This is a genomic window from Paenibacillus sp. 23TSA30-6, from assembly GCF_014858585.1.
Lineage (GTDB): Bacteria > Bacillota > Bacilli > Paenibacillales > Paenibacillaceae > Paenibacillus.
This window is the reverse complement of sequence record NZ_SLTL01000042.1, coordinates 1-13,336: the sequence shown is the minus strand read 5'-3', so window position 1 is coordinate 13,336 and position 13,336 is coordinate 1. Positions and strand designations below refer to the sequence as shown.

Here is a 13,336-nt window from a genome sequence, read left to right as displayed (position 1 = left end):
TTACTCGACCTTTATCGTCTCGCCCTGTACAGGAGCAATGTCGTCCTTCCAATGAATGTTGATCGAACGAGACTTGAATAGATCCGCACCGTCTGACACCTGAAAATGAAGATGCGCTTCGCTAGAATTACCTGAATTACCAAGCAAACCAACTTCATCGCCGCTCTTCACCTTATCTCCTACCTTTACTTTAATGGAGCCGTTCTTCATGTGAGCCAGCACGCTATATTCCCCGCCATGATCAATGACAACCTCATTCCCCGCAGGTACCTTCTCGTTCATAACGCCGACAGGCTTGTTATCTGGAATATGATTTACGACTGATACCACGGTTCCACTTGCCGGAGCAAGAACAGGCTGGCCGAAGGCATAATAGCTTTCATTTTTCAGCCGATCGCCTTTATACGAATGGCCATCCTTGTTCTGTATAATGTCATAGGCGTATCGCTGACTTTCATATTCATAATGATAATTAACCAGTGCATTTGTTCCTCCCCATACAATAAACCAGTCCCCTTTTAATGGCCAATCGTATTTGATTTTGGTCAGGATATGATCTGTTTGTGGGAAAGGAGAAAGTTGCTTGGCCTGAAGACCTGATATCTCTCCCTTTTCATCAAAAACAGTGGTCAGTCCCATTTTCCCGGAATCGCTTATCCATGTACGCTGATCGCTGCCATTGAATTGGATGACCGACGCCTGCTTAAACGACTTGACCCCTTTTAGAGAATCAGCAGCCATGCTTACAAAATCAGCTTCGCTGACCTGTTTTTTAAACTCATCACTAAAGTGGCCATACACCTCAGCATATTTGCCATCAAGAAGCTCTACCGGGATCTCCTCAGGCTTCAACGTTTGAGTCTTTGTGTTTGTTTTTTCAGTCTTTTCTTTCGGAATGTCTGTTGCCACTTCTGGATTTGCTCCTCCACATGCCGTGATCAGGGCAGCAAGCGCACCCATGACCCATATCATTTTGCTATAGTGGATGATTTCCATTCTGTGCTTTCTATTTGGTCTCTTCATTCCACACCCCCGCAAGTATGTTTGTTCATAATATAGTATTTGTCTAACTCATTGTAACAAACCACTCTTAGGTCACGTGTAACCCTACTTTAACCGTGTCTTAACTCTTATCCATGACTACAGTCCACAATTAAGCTTTCGTTAAGACAACATCATAAGATCACGCTAAAGAAAGCATGATATGATGGTAGGAAAGATTACGGTGAAGAAAGGAACAAAAGCATGAACCATGCGTCAATTTTACTTGTCGATGATGAGCACTCCATTCTTGAACTCTTGCTGACTGTACTCCGCAAGGAAGGCTACACGAATGTAGACACGGTCATGACAGGTGAAGCAGCGATTGCTGCCTGTGAAGAAAAAAAATATGATCTGATCCTATTAGATGTCCTTCTGCCTGGACGCAGCGGAATTGAAATTTGTCCGTTTCTCCGTCAAACGACGGATGCTCCCATCTTATTTCTTACGGCTCGGGAATCTGATTTTGATAAACTGACCGGTTTTGCCGTTGGTGGCGATGACTATATTACCAAACCGTTTAATCCCTTGGAAGTTGTGGCACGTATACGCTCCCAGCTACGTCGTTACTTGGCAGCCAATCGTGCAATCAGACCATTTGGATCTGAGCAACCCACCAGTAGAATGAATGTTATTTATGATTACGGGCGTTTTCAGGTCGATGAAGCAGCGTGCGAGCTTCGCGTTGAGCAAAAGCTGGTAAGCTGTCCGGCGCTCGTCTTCCAATTACTGCTGTTCTTATGCAAAAACCCCAATCGTATCTTCAGCAAAAGCGAGCTATATGAATCGGTATGGGGCGAAGAAGCGCTGCGTGATGACAATACCGTCATGGTTCATATTCATCGCATCCGGGAAAGAATTGAGCCTGACCCCGCAAACCCGAGCTTTATCGTAAATGTTAGAGGATTGGGCTATAAGCTTGTACAAGCGGAAATAGGGAGCTCCCAGCGATCATGAACATCAAACGGAGGCTAACCATACGATTCGTGCTTCAACTGGCTACTGCCGGCGCATTCGTGCTTCTCATTGTTGCGGCTACGTTCTTTTGGGCTTTACAACGTGTTATTGATATCCGCATCTCCAGTGACTTTGCTTCTGTGGGATTAAATCAGCTTGTAGAGTCCTCCGAAATGGGCAAGGATGGCATTCATTTTGATCCCCAATTGCTAGAACAGGTCAAGAAAAATGGAGGATGGCTTCAAAGTCTTGATGAGAACGGCCAGGTGGAGCAGTCCTATAACACACCAAAAGATGTGCCGAAAAGCTATGCACCAGGCGAACTCGTCTCCTATTGGACAGGCGATCTTCCCTTCCCTTATGGGCTGTATCTGTGGGTACAAGAGAAGGATGGTCGTCCCTTCACTCTTCTCTATGGCGAGCCTAATCAGCTAGGCCCGTTATTAAAAAAAATAAGAAGTCAGGGGATACTTTCCTCTAATGGATTACTGGTGCTGCCTACTGATGTTACCGACCGGCTCAAACAGCTTGGTGGTTACGTTCAATTGCTGGATTCAAAAGGCTCTGAGCTTGCCTCCTACAATCGACCCGCATCTGTACCGACAGCCTATACCCTTTATGGACTTGCTCTTCGTAACATGTACAATGAAAGATACGGCTTCCATTTGGCATCCACTTATGATAAGGAAACCGGACATACCTGGGTCGTTAGTCTTCCCAATAGCAGTGGCTATGCCATCGGCAATAAATGGCTTCCGCCTGAGGAAGAAAGAATAATACTCATTGCCATGCTCGCCATGTTCACAGCTATTTTTGCATCCTTCCTGCTTCTCTCGTTATGGCAGGCGCATCGCTTTGGAGTTCCGTTGCTTCATATGCTCACCTGGCTCGACTCGCTTGGCAGGGCTGTATATCAGGAACCTGTGGATCATAGAGGCATTCACCGCAGCCGAATGCGTTCAGGAAAATGGAAGCGTCGTTACCGCATTTTTGTCGATGTGATGCATTCGATTGATAAGCTATCAGGTACTCTGCAGAGAGATCAGGCACTGCGTCAGCAAACCGAAAGCCTGAGAGAAGAATGGATTGCCGGGATAACCCATGATCTGAAAACACCGCTCGTTTCAATTAAAGGCTATGCGCACCTGCTGGCTGAACCTCAATATGATTGGACGGTGGCGGAGGTTCGTCAATTTTCCAGCACAATGCTGGAGAAATCTGCACATATGGAGATGCTGATTAATGATCTTGCGATGACTTATCGGTTAAAAAGCGGCGCCCGTCCGCCAGAATCCGAGGAGATTGAACTCAATAGCTGGTTAGAGGACGCATTAAAGCAAGCGGCTGCCGACCCTTTTTATAAAAAAGAAACCATTTTGTTTCAGGCCGCTCCTTTTGACGTAACCGTTAGGCTGTATACTCCTTGGCTGGAAAGAATCATTAACAATTTGGTAGCCAATGCTCTGCTGCATAATCCGCCGGATACGGTACTTATCGTCTCGGTTATACCGGGCGAAGGTGGCAAAGGACTCACCATTCAGTTCGCTGATAATGGCACGGGAATGGATGAAAATACAGTAAACCGATTGTTTGAGCGTTACTACCGGGGAACCGCTACTTCTGCGGCGGTGAATGGAACAGGACTTGGCATGGCTATATCCAAAGGGCTGATCGAAGCCATGGGTGGTAAAATTACGGTGGAAACAACTTTGGGGAATGGCACTGTCATTCGCCTTATTTGGGAAGAAGCTGTTGCTGGAAACGGAATAGAAAAGGACATTAATGAAAACTTGTGATCACAAACTAAAAATCCCCTTCCCGAAAAGCGAGGCGAATCCGAATGAGGGAAACGCCTTGGCTTGCCGGCAAGGGAAACTTTGTCAGTGTCCGTATAAAGATTATACTTTTAAATCACCGTCATAGGTAGCAATCGTTTTGTATAGCTCCGGGCGGCGGTCACGGAAAATACCCCATTCAATCCGCCCCACTTCCAGCTCGTCCAGATCAAATTCAGCAGTAAGCACTTCCTGATCGGTACGACCAGCTTCTGCAATCTTGTTACCCTGTGGCCCGGCAATAAAGGATGAGCCGTAGAACGTGATACTGGAGTCCTCATCTGTCTCCATTCCAATGCGGTTGGAAGCAATAACTGGCATCAGATTGGAAGCAGCATGACCGAGCATGCAGGTCTGCCAGTGATCCTTGGAGTCAATGGAAGAATCCTGCGGTTCCGAACCAATGGCTGTTGGATAGAACAATATTTCTGCACCCATCAGCGCCATACAACGGGCAGCTTCGGGATACCATTGATCCCAACAAACGCCTATTCCAATTTTGGCATATCGTGTATTCCATACTTTAAAGCCGGTATCGCCTGGATTAAAATAGAACTTTTCCTCATAACCGGGACCGTCCGGGATATGGCTCTTGCGGTATTTACCCAACACTTCACCGTCTGCATCAATTACAGCAAGACTGTTGTAGCGGGCGTAATTTTTTTTCTCATAAAAACTGATTGGCAGCACAACCTGCAATTCTTTGGCAATCTTCTTAAAATGGTTAACCGCCTTGTTATGCTCCAACTCGGTTGCATATGCAAAATAATCGGACTTTTCCTTCTGGCAGAAGTATGGAGTCTCGAACAATTCTTGCAATAAAATAATCTGTGCACCTTGTGCGGCCGCTTCACGCACCAGCTTCTCAGCTTTGCTTATGTTTTCATCAATATTGGTAGAGCAGCTCATTTGGGTTGCCGCTACTTTTACTTTTCTCACGTCAGTCCTCCTCTTGGATATTTATATCATTTATTGATTCACAGCAGGCATCTGCTGGGTAGTGCAGTGTACGTTACCGCCTTCACGGATAACCGCCATGCCGTCCACCGTACGAATGGTACGGTCTGGAAATACATTTGCCAGCACCTGCTCGGCTGCGCGGTCACTTTCAGCCGCAGTGCCGCCAAACACTGGCAAAATGATGCCGCCGTTCACAAAATAGAAGTTGATATAGCTCAGCGTCAACCGGCTGTCTTCATAATCCACGCGCGGCGGTTGCCCGATTTGGATCACTTCCAGCTTGCGGCCTTTTGCATCCGTTGCCTGCTCCAGAATACGCAGGTTTTCCTGTGTGATTTCGTAATTTTCATCCCCAGGATCATCGCATACTTGCATAATGACCTTACCGGGAGCAGCAAAGCAAGCAATATTGTCTACATGCCCATCCGTTTCGTCACCACTAAGTCCACGTTTCAGCCAAATAATCTTCTCAACGCCTGTATATTCGCACACATACCGTTCGATTTCTTCCCTGCTTAATTCCGGGTTGCGGTTCGGATTCAGCAAACACTCTTCTGTTGTAATTAAAGTGCCTTCACCGTCTACATGCAGTGAGCCACCTTCCATCACAAGCGGTGCATCAAACCTCGGTAATCCAAACTTGTCCAAAATTTGCGGCGCTACCTGATCATCCAGGTCCCACGGAGCGTATTTGCCGCCCCAGGCATTAAACTTCCAGTTCACACCTGCCAACTGTCCATGCTCATTCGTTAGAAAAGTAGGACCGTTGTCGCGCAGCCACGCATCGCTATGCTCTATTGGAAGCAGCTCCACCCGTTCCCCGAGCTCAAGCGCCTGAACGCTCTCCAGATCATCTGGATTTACGACCACGGTAACTGGTTCAAACTCAGCCATGGCACGTACAATTCCAGCGTAGCCCTTGCATACATCGGCATGCATATCCGGGTAAACCATGGAAGACTGTACAGGCCAGGAAATATACGTACGTTCATGCGGCGCCCATTCAGGCGGCATCTTATAATGTGAATCCTTAATTTGCATGTATTGAAGCTCTCTTTCTTCATCATAATGTTGAGTCTTATCTGTAGCTGAAAAACGTTGTCTAATAAACGACGGACAGACTCCGTTCCTATCATACAATAATATGATCTTTGTCTCAATCAGATCGGAAAAGTTTTGAACGGATTCCATTCAAGTTAAAAATGAATTACATTGAAAATGTGATCGTTTTTATCGTGTCGCCATCAAAACCCTTAACCGTGAATTGCGCTCCCTCCAGTATGCCGTAGGATGGAGGATAGTTTTCCTTTGGCAGCGCTATCGAACCGGGGTTCAGCACAAAGATACCCTTTTCCACATCCGCTACCGGAATATGGGTATGTCCCTGAATGAACACATCCCCTGTTTCCAGTGGTGGCAAGTTCCCCATGCTAAAGCCATGTCCGTGCGTGACATAGATACGCCGACCTTCATGGTACAATAAAGCATAATCGCCCATCATCGGGAACTCCAGCAGCATCTGATCCACTTCTGCATCGCAATTACCGCGTACAGCTACTGCAATATGGGACTTGTACTGATTCAGTACAGCCGCCACCTCCGCCGGATTATACCCTTCCGGTAGCCGATTACGCGGTCCATGGTACATATAATCCCCGAGCAGGACAAGGCGGTCCGCTTTTTCCTCCCTGAACTTTTCCAGTACCAGTTGTAACCAGTGTAGCGAGCCGTGAATATCAGATATACACATCAGTTTCATGATTGTTCATTCCTTTCTCAATATACGTGCTCATTACCGTATCATAGCCTTTCTGACAAGCGCTCGTCAGTAATAAAATTATCAGCTAAAGGCTTGATCGTGATAAAAAAACTAAGCGACCGCTTCCCTGTACAATAGCAGGAAGCGGTCGCTGTATAACATCCTTTTTTGTTGAATAAGCTGCCCTTATCAAGCAAGCATCATTTTATTTCCGTCGCAAGCTTGCACCATTGGTCGAAATAATATCTTTGTACCAATGGAACGATTTTTTCCGGTATCTTTCAAGTGTGCCGCTACCGTCATCATGACGATCTACATAAATGTAACCATAACGTTTTTTAAGCTGTGCGGTCGATGCACTGACAACGTCGATGCAACCCCAAGACGTATAGCCCATAACTTCTACTCCGTCGTCAATGGCTTCCCCAACTTGAACCAGATGATCATTCAGATAGTTGATCCGGTAGTCATCTTCAACGGTTTTCTCGCCTTGTTCGTTGGTGATAAGTTCGTCAACGGCGCCCAAACCATTTTCCACAATGAATAATGGTTTTTGGAAACGGTCATAGAACGTGTTCAGCACATAACGCAATCCTTGAGGATCGATTTGCCAGCCCCACTCGCTTGCCTCAAGATGCGGATTGCTGACACCACCGAGGATGTTGCCTTCACCTTTAGTTTTTTTAGCTTCGTCAGCCGTCTCACAAGTACTCATGTAATAACTGAACGAGATAAAGTCAACCGTATGCTTCAAATCTTCTGCATCGCCTGGTTCAAAGTGAATAGAGATTCCGTTTTCTCTAAAGAAACGTTTCATGTAGCCTGGGTATTGACCTCTGGCATGAATATCAGCAAACGCCATATTTCTGTGGTCAAATTCCATCGCAGCAATCACATCGTCTGGATTAGGTGTCAGCGGATAAGTAGGCATACTCAGCACCATACAGCCGATTTTGAAATCAGGATTGATCTGGTGACCGATTTTTACCGCTCTTGCACTCGCCACAAGCTCATGGTGAATGGCTTGATAAAGATCTTGCTTAGTAAGCTGATCTTTTGGTGTGCTAATCCCGCCACTCATGAATGGAGCTTCAAGAATGGAGTTGATTTCATTAAATGTCAACCAGTATTTTACTTTATTTTTGTAACGGTTAAATACCGTTGTAGCATAACGCTCATAAAAATCAACAAGCTTGCGGTTCACCCAACCATCGTATTCTCTGGACAGATGTAAAGGTGTTTCATAGTGAGATAATGTAACGAGTGGTTCAATTCCATATTTGTGAAGTTCATCAAACAAATCATCATAAAATTGCAAGCCTTGTTCGTTCGGTTCCAGTTCGTCGCCTTTAGGAAAAATCCGTGACCAAGCGATGGAAGTCCGGAACACTTTGAAACCCATTTCTGCAAAAAGTTTAATATCTTCTTTATATTTGTGATAGAAATCAATACCGATCAACTTCATATTATCTTCTGTTGGTACATCCGTAACGGGTCCCCAACCACCACGAGGGGTTACATCCTGAATAGACCAGCCTTTTCCATCTTCTTGATAAGCGCCTTCGAGCTGGTTAGCAGCAACTGCTCCGCCCCACAGGAAATCTTTTGGAAACTGTGTACTCATATTCTCTCCGCCTTTACTATTGTGTTATAAAATACTTCTATATCAATACTAAGTTTTGTAACGCGTTTCATGTCAAGTATTTTTTTATATTATTCTTTTCCCCGTTCATGAAGGTTTATCCGTTTTAATGTGCATTTTTCGAGTTCAACTTATACAGAAAAGAAACCCTCGTCTCTAAAGAGAGGGTTTCTCACTCGTTTTTTTCTCTTCCCCGTGGACACGTCGGGCAAAGTTGACAAATTGGAATTTATCCAGCCGATGCCGTGACTCGGTGTACTGGAACAAGGTAGTGTCTTCCAGATAAACATAATTACGCACTACTACCACATGAATATAGCCTTTGAGATCCATAAGCTTATGATCCTCTTCACTTGCATCTTCTACAGAGACTACTTTTTTGGCATAACTGATTTGAAGGTGAAGCTCATTCTCCAGATATTCATAAATGGATCCGCTGCTAATCTCCTTGGTAAGTACAGGCACGATGTCTGATCGAAAATAGTCTTTATCCAGAATTACGGATTCGTCCTCAATCATACGCGCGCGAATCACTTCCCAGACAAGATGCCTATGCTTGTCAAGCTCAAGATGACCGGCTATTTCTTCTGAAACCGGAATCAGGCGATTCTCATGTACAATCGTACGTGATTTACGCCCGATTCGTTCGGACATCTCTTTGAAGCTGACCAATCCGCCAACGGGAAAATCCATACGCCCGATATCCAGTACAAAGGAACCTTTAGCTTTTATTTTATGGATATACCCATTTTGTGCAAGCAAGTGAAGTGCCTTACGTACAGTCTCACGGGAAGTATTATATTCCCTGGCCAATTCATTCTCAGAGAGTATCTTTGTGCCTGGGGCCAATTCACCTTCCCGGATTCGTTCCACATAATCCTGATAAATTTGCAGAAATATATTCGTTGTCAATTTTCATCACCACGTTTATTGTAGCATTCTTTCACTTTGGCGACCTGTATGCTTTTAAAGTTTGTGATTAATCCTTGTCAAACAGATCAAGACTTGAAGTGAATTCTCATCGAGATATATTGCAAATCATTCGCCTCGCCTGGCAATTCTTCAATCGATTCAATCATTTCTTGACCATCCGGAACGATTACAGGTGTAATAACCGGATATCCGGATTTTTGGATCAGATCACGGTCGAATTCCATCAGCAATTGTCCTTGCTCGACGGTTTGGCCTGTCTCCACGTGCATAGTGAATCCTTCTCCCTTTAGGGATACAGTGTTAACGCCCACATGCACCAGAATCTGTACACCTGTCGCATGCTCCAAAATCAGGGCATGCTTGCTTTTCGTCATAATATGGATGACTTGGCCGCTGAAAGGAGCAAAAATCCGACCTTCTTCCGGTTCGACCGCAATGCCTTGGCCCATCTGACGCTCGGCAAAGGCCGGATCAGGGACCTGTTCCAGAGGCACGATGCGACCCTGCACCGGAGTCATAACTTCAAGCACATTGAGTGCAGAGGTCTTGTGGTTAGTGCTTTTTGGTGCGGAAGCATTTGCCGTCTTGGCAGGCGGGTTATTTTGCTGGCGCTTATTTAGTAATTTGCCATACGCTAAAGTTAAGCTGAACGGCAGAATTAACACGATCGCCATTCCAATGAAGAATACGCCCCAGTTCATAGGGAAAATAGACAGGAAACCTGGAATCCCCCCAACACCGATTGAAGAAGCCATGACATGATTCACCGTTAGCAATACACCCGCAATACCGGAACCGATCATTCCGAACACAAATGGATATTTATAACGGATATTTACCCCAAAGATCGCCGGTTCCGTGACACCCAGAAAAGCAGACACGGATGAGGTAAAGGCTAGCCCTTTGCCCTTCTGATCCTTTAATACCAGCATCATAGCCAGTGCACCAGCACCCTGAGCAATATTAGAAAGCGCCAGCATCGGCCATAGGAAGGTACCGCCCTGTGTTCCAATTAATTGTACGTCTACGGCCAAGAAAGTATGGTGCATTCCCGTAATGACGAGCAGCGCGTAAAGACCTCCATAAATCAGCCCTCCCAGCGCAGGAGCCAGAGCGAAAACGTATACAAGACCGCCCGTAATCGCATTACCGATCATAAAAGTAACCGGTCCGATAACCGTAAATGCAAGAAATCCCGTAATTAATAATGTAATCGGTGCGACTAATAACAGCTTAAATGAATCGGCTATTCTTTTGTTCAAGAATTTTTCAATTTGTGCCAACACGTAAGCGGATACGAGAACCGGCAGAACCTGGCCTTGATAACCGATTTTGTTCACTTCCCAGCCGAACAGATTCCATACTGGAACCGTTCCCTTCGTAACTGCATCTGCATAACTGTAAGCACTGAGCAAGTCTGGATGAACCAAAATCAGGCCAAGTACTATCCCGAGTAACGGGCTACCGCCAAACCGTATAACTGCCGACCATCCGATCAAGGCAGGCAGGAACGTAAAGGCGGTACTGGCGATCGTATTAATAATAGCAGCAAAATCAGTCCATTGTGGATAGACCTGAACCAGAGACATTCCCTCGAAGAAAATCCCCTGGCCTGTCAAAATATTATTAATTCCAAGCAGTAAGCCTGCGGTCACAATGGCGGGCAGTATAGGGATAAAAATATCTGCCAGTGTCTTGATGGCACGCTGAATCGGATTCTGTTTCTTGCTGGCCGCATTTTTAACATCATCTTTAGAAGCCCGGTTGCCGCCTGTAATTGCAATCATTTCATCATACACCTTATCAACCAGACCTGGCCCAATGACGACCTGATACTGTCCTTGTGAGGAAAATTGGCCTTTGACCAAATCATTTTGATCCAATGCATCTTTATCGACCAGCTTGTCGTCATAGAGGGCGAACCTCAGACGGGTTACACAATGGGTAGCAGCCTCAATATTATCTTTGCCGCCAACGGCTTCTATAATTCGTTCCACCTGTGCTCTTTCAATCGGCATTTAACTCACTCCCTTAATTTTAATGAAGTAGCAGCCCCGGTCGCCATGACAGTAAGGAACCCGGGGCTATTGGTTGTTGCCACACTATAACTGCGTCTAACGAAGGAGCCACATATAGGAAGCATATGGGGACAATGTGATAGACTGCTTTAATTCCGGCACTTGCTCGGTATTGCCAATTAACAGTTCCGCTGAAGCCAATACCTGAGCTTGTAGTTGTGAGTAAAATGAATCAGGTAAATCGAATTCAGCCTCCTGCCCGCTAAAATTAGAGATGACGATCAGAGTCTCCTTTTCATTGCTGCGTTGGTAGGCATATATCTGAGGATGGGCTTCATCCAGTCGTTGATAATTTCCATCGGTAATGACTTGCACCGTCTTGCGCAATCTGATCAGCTTTTGGTAATGATGGTAGATGGAGTTCGGTTCCTTTAACTGTGCCTGGACATTGATCTGTGGATATCGTTCATCTACCTTGATCCAGGGTGTACCTGAAGTGAAACCCGCATTTGGACTATCATCCCATTGCATTGGTGTTCTTGAATTATCACGGGATCGCTCACGGATCATATTTAATGCTTCTTCAGCGCTCTTGCCCTGCTCCTGCAAAATGCGATACATATTCAGAGATTCCACGTCCCGGAATTCTTCGATATCTGACCACTTCGGATTGGCCATACCAATCTCTTCGCCTTGGAATATATAGGGCGTTCCTTGAAGTCCGTGAAGGGTCGTCGCCAGCAGCTTAGCACTTTCGGCGTGATATGCGCCATCATCCAGAAAACGGGAGATCGCTCGTGGCTGGTCATGATTGTTAAAGAACAATGCACTCCAGCCGCCTCCCTGTTGGATGCCAATCTGCCATTCCGAGAATAGGCTTTTCAGCATTTCAAAATCATAGGGCATCAGTTCCCACTTCTGACCCTTCGGATAATCTACTTTCAAATGATGAAAATTGAAGGTCATGGACAGTTCTTTTTGCTCTGGATTGGAGTAACGGATACAGTGCTCCAGCGACGTAGAGGACATCTCCCCCACAGTCACGTTATTATACTTACGGAATACCTTCTCATATAACTCGTGAATGTACTCATGTACGCGTGGACCGTCCGTATAGTACTTGCGTCCGTCACCCGGAGCCATGCTGTGATCATCACTCAGGAATCGTTGATCCTTGGAAATTAAATTAATCACATCCAGTCGGAATCCGCTGACTCCCTTTTCAGCCCAAAATTCCAGCAGATTTACGACTTCCTCACGTACCTTTGGATTCTCCCAATTAAGATCTGCCTGAGTTTTGTCAAACAGAGTTAGAAAATATTGATCTGTCCTTGGGTCATATTGCCATGCAGGCCCACCGAATTTGGACTTCCAGTTGTTAGGTGGCCCGCCATCAGGTGCAGGATCACGCCAGATATAATAATCCCTGTACGCATTATCCCTTGATTGTCGTGCCTCCTCAAACCAGACATGCTCTGTCGAAGAATGATTTACCACAATATCTATCATCAGACGCATTCCACGCGCCTTGATTTCCCGACTCAATTCCTCGAAGTCCTCCATAGTCCCAAAATCTGGGTTAATCCTGCAATAATCCGCTACATCATACCCGTTATCACGCTGCGGGGAGACATATACCGGCTGTAACCAGATAATATCAACACCCAGATCATGTAAATAATCCAGCTTTTGCGTCAGTCCTCGGATGTCACCTGTTCCATTGCCCGTTGTATCATGAAAGCTTTTGGGATAAACCTGATAGACCACCGATTTGCGCCACCAGTCCTTATCTTGGTGAACCAAGCCTTTGCTTGTCGTTTGCATCATACTCATTCCTTTCTCTCTAAATTAAATATTACAAGCACAAAGTACAGCGCTTTCAATCATTGATGTATATACAGGATTATAACATGTATATACAAGTTGTCAACGAACTTTAAATCTTTTCACATCGATCTGAGCAGCGACTAGTAAACACCTATGGATGGCAGGTGGTCTGTGGAGATTAAACGATATTAAAAAAAGGAACTCCAGCTAAGGGAGGCCACTGAAAAACATGGTTCTTACAGATAGCTGAAAGAGAATCCATTAAAAAGACGACATTCATTCCTTTGTTTTTGAATGAGATGTCGTCTTTTTTTTGCTTCCTCATGTCTACGAGTGCTCCTCTTTTTAGCTCATCAACTTCAAG

The 13,336-nt window shown here is 45.4% G+C and carries 11 protein-coding genes; 2 read left to right on the top strand and 9 right to left on the bottom strand.

Features of this window, described 5'->3' with window-relative positions; genetic code table 11:
- Nucleotides 1–996, bottom strand: coding sequence for a peptidoglycan DD-metalloendopeptidase family protein (locus E0698_RS24190; RefSeq protein ID WP_192513172.1), 996 nt, complete (start codon nt 994–996; stop codon nt 1–3).
- A 249-nt stretch (nt 997–1,245) separates the two neighbouring features.
- Between E0698_RS24190 and E0698_RS24185 the strand changes: the two genes are divergently transcribed.
- Both E0698_RS24185 and E0698_RS24180 read left to right on the top strand, forming a co-directional pair.
- The gene (locus E0698_RS24185; RefSeq protein WP_134914178.1) at nt 1,246–1,998 is read left to right on the top strand and encodes a response regulator transcription factor; all 753 of its coding nucleotides are present in this window, start codon (nt 1,246–1,248) and stop codon (nt 1,996–1,998) included.
- On the top strand, nt 1,995–3,794 hold the full coding sequence (locus E0698_RS24180; protein ID WP_192513171.1) for a sensor histidine kinase: 1,800 nt from the start codon (nt 1,995–1,997) through the stop codon (nt 3,792–3,794). The genes E0698_RS24185 and E0698_RS24180 overlap by 4 nt, the downstream gene beginning before the upstream one ends.
- A 102-nt stretch (nt 3,795–3,896) precedes the next feature.
- On the opposite strand, the gene aguB is transcribed toward E0698_RS24180, so the two are convergent.
- From aguB to E0698_RS27160, 8 genes are all read right to left on the bottom strand, one after another.
- Entirely contained in the window at nt 3,897–4,772 is an 876-nt protein-coding gene (gene aguB, locus E0698_RS24175) for an N-carbamoylputrescine amidase (protein WP_134914184.1), read from the bottom strand.
- A 30-nt stretch (nt 4,773–4,802) separates the two neighbouring features.
- Nucleotides 4,803–5,834: an agmatine deiminase family protein gene (locus tag E0698_RS24170; RefSeq protein ID WP_192513170.1), complete on the bottom strand. Its 1,032-nt coding sequence runs from the start codon at nt 5,832–5,834 to the stop codon at nt 4,803–4,805.
- 166 nt (nt 5,835–6,000) lie between these two features.
- A complete protein-coding gene (yfcE, locus tag E0698_RS24165) occupies nt 6,001–6,552 on the bottom strand; it encodes a phosphodiesterase (protein ID WP_192513169.1) in 552 nt (183 codons plus the stop codon).
- Nucleotides 6,553–6,757: 205 nt separating this feature from the next.
- Nucleotides 6,758–8,176 carry a glycoside hydrolase family 1 protein gene (locus E0698_RS24160; RefSeq protein ID WP_192513168.1) on the bottom strand — a complete coding sequence of 473 codons (1,419 nt, stop codon included), beginning with the start codon at nt 8,174–8,176 and terminating at the stop codon, nt 6,758–6,760.
- Nucleotides 8,177–8,350: 174 nt separating this feature from the next.
- On the bottom strand, nt 8,351–9,106 hold the full coding sequence (gene treR, locus E0698_RS24155; RefSeq protein ID WP_192513167.1) for a trehalose operon repressor: 756 nt from the start codon (nt 9,104–9,106) through the stop codon (nt 8,351–8,353).
- Between the two features lie 86 nt (nt 9,107–9,192).
- Complete coding sequence (gene treP, locus E0698_RS24150) at nt 9,193–11,145, bottom strand: PTS system trehalose-specific EIIBC component (protein ID WP_149094022.1); 1,953 nt, start codon at nt 11,143–11,145, stop codon at nt 9,193–9,195.
- 96 nt (nt 11,146–11,241) lie between these two features.
- On the bottom strand, nt 11,242–12,969 hold the full coding sequence (treC, locus tag E0698_RS24145; RefSeq protein ID WP_149094186.1) for an alpha,alpha-phosphotrehalase: 1,728 nt from the start codon (nt 12,967–12,969) through the stop codon (nt 11,242–11,244).
- A 181-nt stretch (nt 12,970–13,150) separates the two neighbouring features.
- The coding region (locus E0698_RS27160; RefSeq protein ID WP_238354130.1) for a hypothetical protein at nt 13,151–13,336 on the bottom strand (186 nt) is incomplete at its 5' end.